Origin of the sequence: Angelakisella massiliensis (genome assembly GCF_900104675.1) — a bacterium.
Classification (GTDB): Bacteria; Bacillota; Clostridia; order Oscillospirales; family Ruminococcaceae; genus Angelakisella; species Angelakisella massiliensis.
In genome coordinates this window covers 1,959,286-1,974,157 of the sequence record NZ_LT629945.1, presented here as the reverse complement: position 1 = coordinate 1,974,157, position 14,872 = coordinate 1,959,286, and the positions used below count along the sequence as shown (strand labels likewise).

The 14,872-nt window shown below is 53.8% G+C and carries 13 protein-coding genes, 2 riboswitches and 1 other annotated feature; of the genes, 8 read left to right on the top strand and 5 right to left on the bottom strand.

Annotation, left to right across the window (positions count from 1 at the left end; all coding sequences use genetic code 11):
* Window positions 1-108: 108 nt before the first annotated feature.
* Window positions 109-1,209: an ABC transporter substrate-binding protein gene (locus BQ5383_RS14685; RefSeq protein ID WP_207646817.1), complete on the bottom strand. Its 1,101-nt coding sequence runs from the start codon at window positions 1,207-1,209 to the stop codon at window positions 109-111.
* A 491-nt stretch (window positions 1,210-1,700) separates the two neighbouring features.
* A riboswitch (FMN riboswitch) is annotated at window positions 1,701-1,820 on the top strand.
* Between the two features lie 72 nt (window positions 1,821-1,892).
* Between BQ5383_RS14685 and BQ5383_RS14680 the strand changes: the two genes are divergently transcribed.
* Together BQ5383_RS14680 and BQ5383_RS14675 are read left to right on the top strand one after the other, a co-directional pair.
* A complete protein-coding gene (locus tag BQ5383_RS14680; RefSeq protein WP_071433172.1) occupies window positions 1,893-2,507 on the top strand; it encodes an ECF transporter S component in 615 nt (204 codons plus the stop codon).
* Window positions 2,508-2,522: 15 nt separating this feature from the next.
* On the top strand, window positions 2,523-3,143 hold the full coding sequence (locus BQ5383_RS14675; RefSeq protein WP_071433170.1) for a 4Fe-4S binding protein: 621 nt from the start codon (window positions 2,523-2,525) through the stop codon (window positions 3,141-3,143).
* Window positions 3,144-3,228: 85 nt separating this feature from the next.
* Here the strand turns inward: BQ5383_RS14675 and thiC are convergent, their stop codons facing one another.
* Both thiC and BQ5383_RS14665 read right to left on the bottom strand, forming a co-directional pair.
* Complete coding sequence (gene thiC, locus BQ5383_RS14670) at window positions 3,229-4,536, bottom strand: phosphomethylpyrimidine synthase ThiC (RefSeq protein WP_071433168.1); 1,308 nt, start codon at window positions 4,534-4,536, stop codon at window positions 3,229-3,231.
* A 154-nt stretch (window positions 4,537-4,690) separates the two neighbouring features.
* A riboswitch (TPP riboswitch) is annotated at window positions 4,691-4,796 on the bottom strand.
* An 85-nt stretch (window positions 4,797-4,881) separates the two neighbouring features.
* Entirely contained in the window at window positions 4,882-5,517 is a 636-nt protein-coding gene (locus tag BQ5383_RS14665) for a GNAT family N-acetyltransferase (protein ID WP_071433166.1), read from the bottom strand.
* Between the two features lie 231 nt (window positions 5,518-5,748).
* On the opposite strand from BQ5383_RS14665, the gene BQ5383_RS14660 reads away from it, so the two are divergent.
* The 4 genes from BQ5383_RS14660 (at window position 5,749) to BQ5383_RS14645 (ending at window position 9,997) form a co-directional block, all read left to right on the top strand.
* On the top strand, window positions 5,749-6,630 hold the full coding sequence (locus tag BQ5383_RS14660; protein ID WP_071433164.1) for a phosphatase PAP2 family protein: 882 nt from the start codon (window positions 5,749-5,751) through the stop codon (window positions 6,628-6,630).
* A gap of 46 nt (window positions 6,631-6,676) precedes the next feature.
* Entirely contained in the window at window positions 6,677-6,913 is a 237-nt protein-coding gene (locus BQ5383_RS14655) for a DUF6440 family protein (protein WP_071433162.1), read from the top strand.
* A 76-nt stretch (window positions 6,914-6,989) separates the two neighbouring features.
* Window positions 6,990-7,251, top strand: a binding site (T-box leader).
* A gap of 77 nt (window positions 7,252-7,328) precedes the next feature.
* Window positions 7,329-9,005 (top strand): AMP-binding protein, encoded by a 1,677-nt coding sequence (locus BQ5383_RS14650; RefSeq protein WP_071433160.1) that lies wholly within the window; start codon window positions 7,329-7,331, stop codon window positions 9,003-9,005.
* Window positions 9,006-9,226: 221 nt separating this feature from the next.
* Window positions 9,227-9,997 carry a M48 family metallopeptidase gene (locus BQ5383_RS14645; protein ID WP_071433159.1) on the top strand — a complete coding sequence of 257 codons (771 nt, stop codon included), beginning with the start codon at window positions 9,227-9,229 and terminating at the stop codon, window positions 9,995-9,997.
* A 204-nt stretch (window positions 9,998-10,201) separates the two neighbouring features.
* Here BQ5383_RS14645 and BQ5383_RS14640 read toward each other — a convergent pair whose 3' ends face one another.
* On the bottom strand, window positions 10,202-12,508 hold the full coding sequence (locus BQ5383_RS14640) for an ATP-dependent Clp protease ATP-binding subunit (protein WP_071433157.1): 2,307 nt from the start codon (window positions 12,506-12,508) through the stop codon (window positions 10,202-10,204).
* Between the two features lie 496 nt (window positions 12,509-13,004).
* Between BQ5383_RS14640 and BQ5383_RS21195 the strand changes: the two genes are divergently transcribed.
* Complete coding sequence (locus BQ5383_RS21195; protein WP_172724641.1) at window positions 13,005-13,166, top strand: hypothetical protein; 162 nt, start codon at window positions 13,005-13,007, stop codon at window positions 13,164-13,166.
* Window positions 13,167-13,233: 67 nt separating this feature from the next.
* The gene (locus tag BQ5383_RS14635; RefSeq protein ID WP_071433155.1) at window positions 13,234-13,434 is read left to right on the top strand and encodes a hypothetical protein; all 201 of its coding nucleotides are present in this window, start codon (window positions 13,234-13,236) and stop codon (window positions 13,432-13,434) included.
* A gap of 368 nt (window positions 13,435-13,802) precedes the next feature.
* Here the strand turns inward: BQ5383_RS14635 and pfkA are convergent, their stop codons facing one another.
* The gene (gene pfkA / locus BQ5383_RS14625) at window positions 13,803-14,777 is read right to left on the bottom strand and encodes a 6-phosphofructokinase (RefSeq protein WP_071433151.1); all 975 of its coding nucleotides are present in this window, start codon (window positions 14,775-14,777) and stop codon (window positions 13,803-13,805) included.
* Window positions 14,778-14,872 lie beyond the last annotated feature (95 nt).

Genomic DNA, 14,872 nt, shown 5'->3' with positions numbered 1-14,872 from the left:
GCCCTTGGGAAAAACGCAAAAGCCGGGCGGGAAACTGCCGGGAAGAGCCCTCGGCAATCCCCCGCCCATTCAGTTCATCTCAAAGCAAACAAGGGATCTTCACGTCTGTCAGCCGGTGATAGTGACCGCTTCCTGGAACTTGGTGCGGATCTCTTCCCGCTGCCGGAAGCAGTTTTCCCAGTTGACGGGCATGGTGTTCTCCAGAATCTCCTTGGTGGGAATAGCGTCATAAGGCGGCTCCGGATAATCGCTGCGCACGGAATGCATCCAGCCGGCCACGATGTTCTTCTGTCCCTCGGTGGACAGGAACCAGTCGGTAATGGCCTCGCAGGCAGCGGTGTTGTTATTGGCGCTCTTGGAAGCTTCCACAGTCATAATGGTGGAGGGGATATTGATGGTGCCGTCGATGGGATAGATCACTTCCAGCTTGGAGCCTTCTTCTTCTCTCTTCTTGAGGATGGATTCCTCCAGAATCATGATAACATCGCACTCGCCGGTTTCCAGCTTGGTCAGAGCCACGGAGCCGGATTCCACCATCACGCCCTGAGCGCCCAGCGCGTCAAAATACTCATAGCCGTATTTGTCCTTCAGCGCAGTAACACTGGCCTGAGCGGTGCCGGAGGTCAGCGGATTGGACATGGAGATTTTGCCTTTGACGGAGGTATCGTAAGCGAAATCATAAAAGCTGTTGGGGATTTCATCCTTGCTCTTCAGCTCAGGATTGTAGCCCAGCACCATGTTGCAGACACGAACGGGATACCAGTAGCCATCCTTGTCATACTCAAATGCCAGCGAAGAGGCCTCGGGGGAAACATAAGGATGCAGCCAGCCGCCTTCCATCAGTTCCAGGGAGTAAGCAGGCTCCGCCACCATCATCATGTCGCAGCCCAGTTTGCCGGTATCCATCTCAGCGGCGATCTTGGCCTGGAGGTTGCCGGTACCGCCATAGAAGAATTCAATGTCGCAGTCCGGGAAGGCTTCTTCCAGCGCTTCATCCATCGCTTCAATGATGTCCTCATACATGGAGGTGTAGATCATCACCTTGCCGGTGACCCCCTCGCCAGCAGGAGCTTCCTCCGGCGCTTCGGTGCCGGAAGGCGTTCCGGAAGACCCGGCGGGCTCGCTGGCCTCAGAACCGCCGCAGCCTGCCATCATGGTCAGCGCCATGGCCAGTGCCATCAATATGGCGAGAAATCTTTTACGCAACATTTCTTTTCCTCCTTTTGCTTCTCAAATAGGTCTGCCGGCAGCCTTCCTCTTATTGGCTGCCAAGCTGTGAGGAACAGATATGTTCGGTTAAAGTATCTATATTTTCCTCACAATTACATTGTAATTTATAAATAATTCATAGCTACAACATAATTGTATCAGAATTGTATCATTTTCTCCCAACATTTACAGGAGGATGCCCGGGTTGTGGCTGGAGCGCTTTTGTCCTTCCCGCTTTTTTCCATGGATTTGTGAAATATTTTACTTTACAAACGGTTGGAATGGAACTATTATAGTCATGCAATCTAAAAATTGCAATCTTAAATCACTTGGAACAGGAGGTTTTGCTGCATGAAGCACGCTGTAATACTTTACCGGGAGGTGAAGCCGCCGAATCTGTCTTTACCATGTTTCAGTATTCCAGTATCCCCGTGGTGATCCGGCGGGTCACGCCGATCTACTGACAGTCCGTTTCCGCGGACCAAAAGCTGAAATATCTTCGGGGCAAGGTGAAATTCCCGACCGGCAGTGATAGTCTGCCAACTGCAAGAGCAGCCGAAACGGTGCAATTCCGTTACCGACGGTTACAGTCCGGATGAGAGAGGATATGACAAGCTCGGCCGCTCAGGCGCCATGCTTGTGCGGACCGTCCTTAATTCAAATCATATCCATAAAGGAGCATTATGGAAAACACCATTACCGTCAGAAAAAACTCGTCTTCCCGGAACGTGCGTATGCTCACAATGACTGCCGTTCTTTCCGCCATCGCGTTTGTGCTGGCCTTTTTTGAATTTCCCGTTCCACTGTCGCCATCCTTCGCAAGGATGGACTTGTCTGACCTGCCCGCCCTTATCGGTTCCTTTGCTTACGGGCCGGGAGCGGGAGTGACCATTGAACTGATTAAAAATGCTCTGCAGCTGCCCACCACCGCCACCGGCGGTATTGGAGAACTTGCCAATTTCCTCATGGGCGGCGCTTTTGTGGCGATTGCAGGGTTTATCTATAAATTTCACAAAACAAAGCGGACCGCCTGTATCGCCTGCCTCATCGCCAGCGTAGGCATGGGCGTCACAGCGGCGGTGGTAAACTATTTTATCCTGCTGCCCGCCTTTGAGGCATTTATGCCTCTGGATCAGCTGATCGCCTCCTTCAGCGAGATGATCCCCTTTATCAAAACAAAGCTGGATGTTGTGCTCTTCAACGCCTTCCCCTTCAACCTCCTGAAAGGACTGGCCATCAGCGCCGTTACCATGGTGCTCTACAAAAGGCTCACCCCGGTGCTCAAGGGCAGACAATAACAGGAGGAATGTTTCATGGAAGCCAAAGATTATCTGCGTTACATTGTGGAAGAAATCCATTCCACCGTCTTCGCCACTGTCAACCGGGAAGGCCGGCCTATTACCTGTGCCATTGATATGATGGACTATGATGCGGACAGCCTTTACTTTTTGACCGCAAAGGGAAAACACTTTTACGATCGGCTCAAGGCAAATGAAAACATCGCATTCACCGCCATGAAAGGCAAGGATACACTCTCCTGTATCGCTGTTTCGGTACAGGGGAAAACCCGGGAAATCGGGCCTGAAAAAATTCCGGACCTTTTTGCGAAAAATCCCTACATGGCCCAAATCTATCCCAATGAGAGCTCCCGAAATACTCTGACAGTATTTCAAATCTATCAGGGAACAGGAGAATGGTTCGATCTCACTCACCTTCCTCCGGAGCGGGCCTCTTTCGCTTTTGGCGGAGCCTCCCAGCAAAGCTGCGGTTATTTTATCACCTCCCAATGTACCGGCTGCGGCCTCTGCCATACCAGATGCCCTGAGAAATGTATCGATCTCAGCAGCAATCCAGCGGTGATCCATCAGGAGCACTGCATCCATTGCGGAAACTGCATGGAAGTTTGCCCTGCCGGAGCGATCCAGCGGCTGTAATCATCCAAAAATATCATGAAAACAAGCCTGGGGAGAAAAGAACTCCTCAGGCTTGCTTTTTGTTCTCAAACAGTTTGGACTGTCATTACAAAATATCGATATATTCCCCGTTGAGTGCCTTGTTCATGCTGCGCACCGCGCAGAATTTGCCGCACATGGAGCAGCTGTCATCATGCTCCGGTGAGCGGTCCGCACGGATGGCACGGGCCGTATCAGGGTCGATGGCACAGGCCCATTGCCCTTCCCAATCCAGGGCACGGCGGGCGTCGCCCATCCGGTCGTCTATTTCCCGGGCGCCCCGCACTCCCTTTGCAATATCCGCCGCGTGAGCCGCGATCTTGCTGGCGATGATTCCCTGCTTAACATCCTCCAGGTTGGGCAGCGCCAAATGCTCCGCAGGCGTGACATAGCACAGAAAAGCCGCGCCGTTCATGGCCGCGATGGCGCCCCCGATGGCGCCGGTGATATGATCGTAGCCGGGAGCGATATCCGTCACCAGGGGGCCCAGAACATAGAAGGGAGCGCCCATACAAAGGGTCTGCTGCACCTTCATGTTGGCGGCGATCTGATCCATAGGCACATGGCCGGGGCCTTCCACCAGCACCTGGACATCCTTTTCCCATGCCCGCTTGGTCAGTTCTCCCAGACGTACCAGCTCCTCAATCTGACAAACATCGGTGGCGTCGGACAGACAGCCGGGACGGCAAGCGTCTCCCAGAGAAATGGTCACATCATATTCCCGGCAGATGTCCAGGATTTCATCATAATACTGATAAAAGGGATTCTCTTCCCCGGTCATGCACATCCAGGCGAACACCAAAGACCCACCCCGGGACACAATATTCATCCGCCGCTTGTGCAGACGGATCTGATCGATGGTTTTGCGGGTAATACCGCAGTGAAGTGTAACGAAATCCACTCCATCCTGGGCGTGAAGGCGTACTACGTCAATAAAATCCTTGGCGGAAAGAGTAGCCAGGTCCCGCTGATAGTGGATCACGCTGTCATAAACCGGCACTGTGCCGATCATGGCGGGACACTCCGCTGTCAGCTTCCGGCGGAAGGGTTGGGTATTGCCGTGGCTGGACAGGTCCATAATAGCCTCCGCCCCCATATGGACAGCGGAAAGGACCTTTTCCATCTCCACATCATAATCCTTGCAGTCCCGGGAAACCCCCAGATTGACGTTGATTTTTGTGCGCAGCATGGAACCGATTCCTTCCGGGTCCAAACAGGTATGAAGACGGTTGGCGGGAATAACGACTTTTCCGGAAGCCACCAGCGGCAGCAGCTCCTCTGTGGTCATCCGCTCCTTGCGGGCCACCGTTTCCATCTGCGGCGTAACGATTCCTTTCCGTGCGGCATCCATCTGTGTAGTGTAGCAGCGTTCCATCTTTTTTCTCCTTTTTTCGGAAATTATGCTGGGAAAATGTATCGGCCTGTCCGTAAACAGAAGCCCTCTCCCCTTTGGGCGGCCCTTCAGCCCGATGCCGGAAAGCGGAAACGCGGCAACAAAAAAAGCAGATGCGCCAACTTCCACGCATCTGCCTTGTTTCAGAGTGCATCCCTACGTTGGCATTACCCAAATCAGGTTCCCGGGTCGGAGTTGATGACTCCCTCTCAGCCTGCACACAAGCTCCCCACGTTTTTTATTATACCTTCGGCCTTTTTTCTTGTCAATTCTTTCCCCTTGGCAGATCAGCTGCGAATATCCGGAGCATAACCCGCCATCCCGGTCTCATTCCACAAACGAATGGCTCATGATATAAAATTCCTCCTGGCTTGGCCGCCATTCCTTTTTCATCGGTTCCAGTCCGGCGTCGTACTTTTCCGCCTCCTCAGGAGAAATCGCCATAGCAGGGCTGTCATGATAGACCCACTTACTCCCTTTCAAAGCCCCTTCCGTCAGCTCCTTGACCAGCATTGCGGCCGGATATTTTTCCCCTTCCACCGAAACCTGATATTTTTTGCAGCACTGAAAGCCCCGGCTTACATAATTGGCGGGGCTGCCGAAAATAACGATCACCTCATAGCCGAGGGCTTTCGCCTGCTCAAAGGAATGCTCCATCAGCCTTTTGCCATATCCCATCCGCTGATATTCCGGCAGAACGCAAACCGGTCCAAAGGTCAGAATATCCTTGCGCTCTCCATGCTCCCCTTCCAGCACGGCTTTGGTATACATAATATTGCCGATCACCTGGCCATCCAGTTCCAATACAAAATCCAGCTGGGGCAGAAAATCCGGATGCTGCCGCATAATGTGAACCAGATAGTGCTCCACACAACCAGGGATATATTGATTATAAAAAGCCTTTCGGGTCATTTCCTCCACCTTTTGGAAATCCTCCGGACGCTCATTGCGAATATTAATCATTTCCACATCCTCCTGTTTTCTGATTCACTTTTTTCACTATATCATATGAAGCATTTCCAAACAAGGATTTCCCCCTTCCATCCTTTCATTCTTCCCTTTCAAGTAAGGCTTTTCCTTTTTTCGGTTTACCTGAGGGGAAAAATATGCTATAGTGAAAGAACGCCCTGGAAAACTCTCCGAGGGAAGCAATTTGTTGTTCCATAGTACAGCATGGAAGGAGCTTTTTTCATCATGCCTTGGGAATATATCGTTATGTCCGCCATCCAGTCCGTCTCCCGTCTGGGAACGGTGGTGATGGACCCCTTGTTCGCTTTTTTCACCTTTCTGGGTGAGGAGACCTTTTTATTGGTCGCTGTTTTCAGCATCTACTGGTGCGGGAATAAAAAGTTCGGAGAATATCTTTTTCTCTCCCTCTACAGTTCCATTGCCGCCAACGGCATCCTCAAGGACCTGGTACGCCGTCCCCGGCCCTTCCTTACTCCCGGATGGGAAGAGCTGCGCTATGTTCAGATCGACAATCCCCTGATCAATACAGTTTCCCTGGGCGAATCCTTTTCCTTTCCCAGCGGCCATTCCCAATGCGCCGGCGGCTTTTTTACCGCTGTCGCTTTATGGGTTCGGAAACGGTGGGTCACTGTGCTGGCCGTGCTGGCCATTCTGGCGGTGATGACCTCCCGGGTTTATCTGGGGGTCCATTTCCTCGGGGATGTGCTGGTGGGCGCCGCGCTGGGCATTATCGCTTCCCTGGTCAGCTGGTGGTTCTTTGAGCGTTATTACCACTGTAAAGTTGCGTTGTTTGCCTGCGCGGTGGGAATTTCCTGTGTAGCGCTGCTTCTCTCCCCCTCTCCTGATACGGTCAAAACCATTGGTGTCGGCATCGGCGCCCTGGGCGGCATGGCTCTGGAGGACCGCAAGGTTCATTTCACTACCAATGGTCCTGTGGGGGGAAAGGTGCTGCGTCTGGTAATGGGCGCCGCTATTTTGATGGTCATTCGTGCGGGGCTGAAGCTGGTACTGCCGGATGCGCTCATTTTTGACGGGCTGCGGTATGCTGTAGTCGGCTTCGCCGCCACCGGTCTTTGGCCCTGGGCCTTTACCGCATTGGGGCTGTAAGAGAGTTTTTGCTTCCTGTCGTATTCTTTGAAAAGGAGCTGTCGGCATGGCATTTTTTCATAAGAACGAGACTGATTCTTCATCAGAACCCAAGCGCTTTGTCCGCCTGGTGATGGAGGAATCCTCTGACGGTGGCTGTTGTGAAGTATGGGCGGATCGTCAGACCGGCGTCCAGTACTTTGTCCGTGAAACGCTGGACGGCTGTGGAATAACGCCTTTGCTGGACCGGGAAGGCAAGGTGCTTTGGACAGATCCCGCCTTTCTTCCCTCAAAGGATGTATAAAAGACTTTTACTTTTATCCCGGAGAAAAATCCCTTGACATTTTGCATTTGCAGTGATAAAGTAAAAACAATCACAGACAAAGACTGCGAAGAGGAGTAGTAAGCAGGAGCTTCGATGCCCAGAGAGCGGCGGGTTGGTGGAACGCCGCGGTCGGAACTTGCTGAAGTAGCCTCAGAGTCGCGGACCGAACCGGCAGCATCTGCCTCAGTAGACTCCGACGTGCTTCCCCCACGTTACAAGGGGTACAAAATCGAAACCGCTCGTTTCCGTTTTGGTTAAAGTGCGTACCCTTTCAGGGGTACGAATTCAGGTGGTACCGCGTGTCACACGTCCTGTTCTTTACAGGACGTGTTTTTTTATTCTCTTGCCACCCCGGGAAACGGCCTTCACCACAACGCTGGAAGGAGAATGTACCATGATCGAGAAATTTATCGGCAGAACAGACTACGCTACTTATGAGGATTTCAAGGCAAACTACCGCCTGCGTTATCCTGCCAACTTCAACTTTGCCACCCATGTGGTGGACGCCTGGAGCGCTGAGGAACCGGATAAACTGGCGCTGCTGTACTGCAACGATCATGGGGAGGAACGTTATTTCACCTTCCGGGACATCTCCCGCCTTTCCCGAAAAGCTGCCTGCTATCTTCGCAGCCTGGGCATCGGCAAGGGTGACCGGGTCATCATCCAGCTGAAGCGCCGGTGGGAATACTGGGTCACCGCTGTGGCTCTCCACCGCCTGGGGGCTATCCTTATCCCCTGTTCCTATCAGATGGCTGCCAAAGACCTTGTTTACCGCATCAATGCTGCCGAAGTTAAACTGCTCATCGCTGTGGAGGACCCATGGGTATTGCAGCAGGTGGAGGAGAGCCGCGGCCAGTGTCCCACCCTGGAAAACATCGCCCTGGTGGGAGCTCCCCGGGAAGGGTGGCTGGATTTCTCCAGGGGTTTGGAGGAAGCGGATGACAGCTTCATCATTGATTCCACCCTCACTGCCGAGGACCCCATGATCATCTATTTCACCTCCGGCACCACCGGTTATCCTAAAATGGTGGTCCATCGCCAGTCCTATCCCCTGGGACACATCCCCACCGCCGCCTACTGGCAGCAGGTGGAAAATAATGGACTGCATCTGACGGTGGTGGATTCCGGCTGGGCCAAGTTCGGCTGGGGCTGCATCTATGGGCAGTGGCTGGCCGGTACCGCCATGCTGGGCTATGATGCCGACAACAAATTCAATCCCCGCAACCTGATCAATGTGATCGCCCGATATAAGCCCACCACCATCTGCGTCCCCGGCACTATCTACCGCTTTATGATGCGGGAAGGGCTGACCCGGGAGGATTTCGCTTCGGTCCATCACTGCTGCACCGCCGGTGAGCCCCTTTCTCCGGAAATTGTCCGGGAATTTGAGGAAGTGACCGGGCTGACCATCCATGAAGGCTATGGTCAGTCGGAAAGCAGCGTGCTGGTGGCAAACTACGGCTGGTTCCCGCCCAAGGCCGGTTCCATGGGCAAGCCTTCTCCCCTGTATGATATCGCTCTCATCAATGGTGACGGCAAGCCTTGCCTGCCCGGTGAGGAAGGTGAGTTGGTGGTCCGAAACCTGGGTATCTATTTCCCGGAAGGGCTGTTCTACGGCTATATGCGGGATGGCAAAGTGGTGCCCGCCTACGATGAAAACTATGTTTATCACACCGGTGATGTGTGCTGGATGGATGAGGAAGGATACTACTGGTTTGTGGGCCGCAATGACGATATGATCAAATGCTCCGCCTACCGGATCGGTCCCTTCGAGATCGAAAGCGTGCTGATGACCCATCCTTCCGTTCGGGAGTGTGCCATTACCGGCGCGCCGGACCCCATCCGCGGCCAGGTGGTTAAAGCCACTATTGTGCTGGAAAAGGGCTGGGAGCCCACTGAGGCCCTGACCAAGGAGCTGCAGAACTACGTCAAAAAGCAGACTGCCCCCTATAAATACCCCCGTGCGGTGGAATATGTGGCGGAGCTGCCCAAAACCACTTCCGGCAAAATTATCCGTAATAAACTCCGGGAAGCCTCCAACCATCTGGCACAGCTCCAGGCCAAAGCCTGAACCTGTTTAAGTTCTGCTCACTCACAGCCCAGGCGGTCATACCCCCGGTTTCCCGTTCCAATGGTTGTGGGGCGTGGTATAAAAATCAGGCATCTCTCCTGATTTTTGTCATGAATTTTATTTGTCTCTTCAAATAGGTTTTTTTACAGTCTGAGGCGGCAATACCTGATGTATTGCCGTCTCTTTTCCGCATCAAAACCCGCTTTCCGAAAGGAGCTCCTATGTATAAAGCATCTCAGCGCCGCACCCTTACAGGGGACTTCGGGCTGCTGGAATATACGCTCACCCGCAAAAAGGTGAAAAATATCAATCTCAGGGTCCATCCGGACGGAGAGGTATTGGTTTCCGCTCCCTCCCGCTGCCCCCAAAGGGAAATCGACCTTTTTCTGCGTTCCCGGATCCAGTGGATCCGTCAGGTACAAAGCCGCTGTATGCCTGCCCAAAATTCCATGCTCCCTTATTCTTCCGGGCAAACCCTCCTCTGCCTGGGCCGCAGAATCACTTTGCAGCTGCACACAGGACCCCAACGGGTGGAAATGGAGCAGAATGAGCTTCATCTCACTTTGCCGCAGCCGCAAAATCAGGAGATGGTGCGGCGGATGCTGGAGAGGTTCTCTGATGATTACTGCCGCCAAATTTTCTCCACGCTGCTGGATCAAGTGTATCCCATCACAAAGCCCTGGAACATCCCTTTTCCCACCCTGCGCATCCGCCTGATGACCAGCCGCTGGGGCAGCTGCATTCCCGGAAAAAGGGTAATCACCCTCAACAAAGCCTTGATTCAAGCTCCTGTGGAATGCGTGGAGTATGTGATTCTTCATGAACTGGCTCATTTTCTGCATCCCGATCACTCTTCCCGCTTCCACCGGCAGATGGATCTGTGGCTGCCGGACTGGAAAGCAAAACGGGCGCTGCTGCGGGATGTTCCCGTCACCTTCTGGTACAGCCGGGAAAAGCTTTCGGAAGAACCTACAGAAACCAAAGAAATCTGATTCGATCCCATATTTTCCGGTGGTCACGGCAAACACGCCTGAAAGGGACGGATATATAGAAATTCCGTTTCCATATCAGCATTTGTGTTTTCATCTCTCCTGGCCCATTCGCCCTGTGTGCACGGGGAACAATAATACTATAAAATCAAGGCATGACAGGAACGCTCTGTTTCCCATCATGCCTTTTGATTTTTTCTTTTATTTTTACCGGCAGGCGGACGCCGCTGCCCGAATCACCAGAGAATCTCCCTGGGTATCGCAAATCACCCGGTCTCCCGGTCCAATGCGTCCTGCCAGAATATCATCCGCCAGAGGGTCCTCCACCCTGCTGTGGACCGCCCGGCGAAGAGGACGCGCGCCATAGGGCTGATCGTAACCGGCCCGGGCAATCAGTTCTGCCGCCGCCGGGGTGAACTCCGCTATGATATCCATCTTTTCCAGGCGGGCCCGGACCTCTTCCAGCTGCATGGCGGCAATGGTCCTCAGCTCCTCCTTGCTCAGAGGATGGAACAGTACGATCTCATCCAGCCGGTTGAGGAACTCCGGACGGAAGGTCTGACGCACCTGCGCCATTACCTCATCATAATACTCCGGCTTTTCTCCCGGAGCAGGGCGGCTGCGGAAACCCATGCTTCTCCGATTGGTTATAAAGGAAGCGCCCACATTGGAAGTGAGGATGATGACGGCATTGCGGAAAACCGCCTTTCTTCCCTGGCTGTCAGTCAGCTGGCCTTCCTCCAGAATTTGCAGCAGCAGATTGCAGACATCCGGATGGGCCTTCTCGATCTCGTCAAAAAGCACCACCGCATAGGGTTTGCGCCGGATCTTTTCGGTGAGCTGTCCCCCCTCATCATACCCAAGATAACCGGGAGGCGCGCCAATAAGGCGGGAAACACTGTGCTTTTCCATATATTCCGACATATCCAAACGAATCACGCTGTTGGGGTCCCCCAGCAGGCATTCTCCCAGGGCCCGGCACAGCTGGGTTTTTCCTACCCCTGTAGGCCCCAGGAACATAAAACTGCCCACCGGTCTTGCAGGGTCTCTCAGACCTACCCGGCCCCGCCGTATGGCACTGCACACCAGTTTCACCGCTTCATCCTGGCCCACCATCCGATGGCGGATCTCCTCTTCCAGACGGGACAGGCGCTGCCCCTGCTCTTCGCTGACCCGCCCCAGATCAATGCCGGTGGTTTGAGAAACTACCTGGGCAATTTCTTCCCGGCTGATGGAAAGAGGACCTCTGCGCCGGCCTGCCGTAAGGCGCTGGCGGGAAGCCGCTTCGTCAATCAGGTCAATGGCCTTATCCGGCAGAAAACGGCCGCTGTCGTACCGGGAGGAAAGGGTCACCGCCGCCTCGATGGCCTCATTGGTAATGCGCACCCCATGATGGCGCTCATACCGCTCCCGCAGTCCCCGGATAATAGCGATTGCGTCCTCCTGGGAAGGCTCCTCTACCAAAACGCTTTGGAAGCGCCGCTCTAACGCGCCGTCACGTTCAATGGTTTTGCGGTACTCCGCCGTTGTGGTGGCCCCCACCACCTGAAATTCTCCCCGGGCCAGCTGAGGTTTCATAATATTGGCCGCATCCACAGCTCCTTCCGCCGCACCCACTCCCATAATGGTATGGAGTTCATCGACGAAAAGGATGATGTTGCCCGCCGCCACTACTTCTTCCATAATGGCCCGGATACGCTCCTCAAAATCTCCCCGGTACTTGGTTCCTGCCACCACCGCCGTCAAATCCACTGTTACCAGACGTTTGGCAGCCAGTTCCTCCGGCACCGCGCCTGATACCATCCGCTGGGCCAGCCCCTCCACGATAGCCGTTTTTCCAACCCCTGTCTCTCCAATGAGGCAGGGATTATTTTTTGTCCTCCGGGTAAGGATCTGCACTACCCGCTGAATTTCCCTCTCCCTGCCGATTACCGGGTCCAATACACCGTTTCGGGCAAGCTCGGTCAGATCCCGGCCATATTTGTCCAGCACCGGTGTTCTGCCGCCTCCACCGGTTTTGACAGGACGGGAGGGGGTACGACGGCTTTTTTCCTGTGTGCCGATATCCCCCGGGTCCGCCGTCATGGCTTCCTCAATGAGCCGGGTCACTTCTCCGCTGTCCAGCCCGCTGTCCAGAAGATAGCGAAGCGCAAAGCTGCCCGGTTCCCGCACCATCGCCAACAGCAGGTGTTCCGTCCCTGCCAGCAGCAATCCCATCCCTTTGGATTCCACTGAGGCTCGTTCCATGATTTTCCGGCAATGGGCCGAGAAATCATCCGGAGACAGCACGGAAGCTACTCCTCTGCCCATGGTGCGCACCACCGCCCGGTTTACCTGGTCATAGGTTATGTGTTTTCTTGCCAGAATGCCGGCTGCCACACCGCTGCTTTCCCGCAGCAGCCCCAAAAGCAGATGTTCACTGCCTACATAGGTATGCCCCAACTGCTGCGCAATAAAAATTGAATGATTGACCGCGTTGTTGGCTTTTACTGTATAACCGCTGAAGTGATACATGATTCAAGCTCCTGTTCCCATCGTAATGGTATCCTCATGAAACAAGGGGCAGCACCCCCGGCAGAAGAAAAACAAGCTGCAGTCAGATGAGTGCATTTTTCTTTTGCTGCCTGCCGTTTTTCCTGTCTCTCCCTTAAGAACTTACACCGGCAAGGGGATCTGACGCCATCAGATTGAGCACATTCCTTGCGCCATCTGAAAGCATCGTCCTGTCCCGCCGCCTTGGTTCTCAACATCATGAAAGATCGCCGGAAGCCGTCTCTATCCATCCTATTGAGCGGACCTCCTCACTTATGCTCTCCAAAGCAGCAAGCTTTCCTTCTCCCTTGACGCTCTGGAACCTGCAGCCCCCTCTTTGCATAGGATATTCTGCCCGGAAAGAAGCCGGTTCAAACCAAAATCAGATTTTCCCCGAAAAATGACCTGTCCCGGCGAACCTTTTCGGGATTTGCCGCATAGGATGGTCATGAAATACACGAGACGGAGGTCATGTCAAATGTGTGGAAACTGCGGAAACTGTGGAAATTGCAGAAACCCTCTCTTTTCCCTCAACGGCCAGGAAATCCTGGTGCTGATGGTGATTCTGTGGCTCTATTACGGCAACAACAATGGCAGCTCCTGCCCCTGCAATCGCTGCGGCGGATGCTGCTGCCAGTAATGTAAAGCCGGCCCGGCGGCGGATGCCGCCTGTCCATAAAAAAACATCGATATGGAGGTACACTGTAATGTGCAATTGTGGATGCAACAAGGGACTGTTCGGTTTGGATGATTCCACCCTGCTGATCATCATCATTCTTCTGCTCCTGTTCTGCAACGGCGGCTGCGGCAATAGCTACGGCAACGGCTGCGGATGCGGCGGCAACTGGAATGACAATGGCTGCGACAACGGTTGCGGCAATGGCTGCGGATGCGGCTGCAGCTGCTGATGTCCTGACCAGGTCCTGCTGTTAAGCAGGAAAAGGCCCCTGGGACTAAAGTCCCAGGGGCCTGAGCATACCGAAAGAGTTCAGCACGCTTCCAGGGAGGGCCAGAATGTCGGTGAGCATTTCCAGAGGGTACCCACAATTTTCCTGTTTCTCATCCTCACAACCACTGGTCAAATGCATTTCCAAATTCTGTGCCGCGGCTGATTTCATTTTCCCCAAACAGCCTGCGGGAGGGAAGATCCCATAAAGGGACAAGCTTCTTCCCATCAGCAAAGGACTGGGGGCAGCCCAAAGCAACTGCAAACAGGCCCCCCAGACCGCTGAAAACAGCGAGACCGGAGGGCCTGAAATAAACGGTTAAAAAGAGATCAAATGGAAATTTCGTAAGCCACCTTATAAAGGTACTGGTCGATATCCTTGGTCATTTCCAAAGCATCATTAATATCAAAGTCCACCACACGGTTATTCTGGACACCCACCACACGGTTGCCCTTACCCTGCTCCAGCAGTTCTACCGCCCGGTAGCCCATCACGCTGGCGTACACTCTTTCCTTGGCTGTAGGAGTACCGCCACGCTGAACATGACCCAATACAGTCAGGCGGGATTCAATACCGGTCTTTTCCTCAATGTATTCGCAGATGCGCTTGCTGTCTCCCACACCCTCGGCAACAATGACAATGAAATGATGCTTGCCGGTTTTGAGGGTCTCCTTCATACGGTCGATAACGTCTACATCCACATTGAATTCCCGCTCAGGAATCAGCACCGCGATAGCGCCGCAGGCAATGCCCGCATGCAGGGCAATGTGACCCGCCCGGCGTCCCATCACTTCCACCACGGAGCAGCGGTCATGAGATTGGGAAGTATCCCGCAGACGGTCCACACTCTCCACCACAGTGTTCACCGCGGTATCGAAGCCGATGGTATATTCAGTGGAAGCAATATCATTATCAATGGTACCGGGGATACCGATACAGGGGATGCCCCGATTGGACAAGGCTCTGGCACCGCGATAGGAACCGTCACCGCCGATGACCACCAGGCCGTCGATGCCCATTTTATGGCACATCTCCACGCCCTTGATCTGGCCTTCTTCCTTGACAAATTCCGGACAGCGGGCTGTATACAGAACTGTGCCGCCCCTTTGGATAATATCACAGACACTGCGGAGGTTCATTTCCTCAATGTCGCCGTTGATCAGCCCCTGGTAACCCCGCCGGATACCAACCACACGATGGCCCTTGACATTACCGGCACGCACTACCGCGCGGACAGCCGCGTTCATGCCCGGTGCGTCGCCGCCGCTGGTGAGGACGCCAATGGTTTTCTTCTCGTATTGCATCTCGATGACCTCCTGTGATTTGATTTCAGATCATTTCCGCATCTTTACTTTTATTTTTCTTTATTCCAACCCTTATTATAGCCGCAAATCTATGG

Coding starts and splice junctions, on each gene's coding strand:
- BQ5383_RS14685 (WP_207646817.1), bottom strand. CDS start 1,209: ATGTTGCGTAAAAGATTTCTCGCCATATTGATGGCACTGGCCATGGCG.
- BQ5383_RS14680 (WP_071433172.1), top strand. CDS start 1,893: ATGGAAAACACCATTACCGTCAGAAAAAACTCGTCTTCCCGGAACGTG.
- BQ5383_RS14675 (WP_071433170.1), top strand. CDS start 2,523: ATGGAAGCCAAAGATTATCTGCGTTACATTGTGGAAGAAATCCATTCC.
- thiC (WP_071433168.1), bottom strand. CDS start 4,536: ATGGAACGCTGCTACACTACACAGATGGATGCCGCACGGAAAGGAATC.
- BQ5383_RS14665 (WP_071433166.1), bottom strand. CDS start 5,517: ATGATTAATATTCGCAATGAGCGTCCGGAGGATTTCCAAAAGGTGGAG.
- BQ5383_RS14660 (WP_071433164.1), top strand. CDS start 5,749: ATGCCTTGGGAATATATCGTTATGTCCGCCATCCAGTCCGTCTCCCGT.
- BQ5383_RS14655 (WP_071433162.1), top strand. CDS start 6,677: ATGGCATTTTTTCATAAGAACGAGACTGATTCTTCATCAGAACCCAAG.
- BQ5383_RS14650 (WP_071433160.1), top strand. CDS start 7,329: ATGATCGAGAAATTTATCGGCAGAACAGACTACGCTACTTATGAGGAT.
- BQ5383_RS14645 (WP_071433159.1), top strand. CDS start 9,227: ATGTATAAAGCATCTCAGCGCCGCACCCTTACAGGGGACTTCGGGCTG.
- BQ5383_RS14640 (WP_071433157.1), bottom strand. CDS start 12,508: ATGTATCACTTCAGCGGTTATACAGTAAAAGCCAACAACGCGGTCAAT.
- BQ5383_RS21195 (WP_172724641.1), top strand. CDS start 13,005: ATGTGTGGAAACTGCGGAAACTGTGGAAATTGCAGAAACCCTCTCTTT.
- BQ5383_RS14635 (WP_071433155.1), top strand. CDS start 13,234: ATGTGCAATTGTGGATGCAACAAGGGACTGTTCGGTTTGGATGATTCC.
- pfkA (WP_071433151.1), bottom strand. CDS start 14,777: ATGCAATACGAGAAGAAAACCATTGGCGTCCTCACCAGCGGCGGCGAC.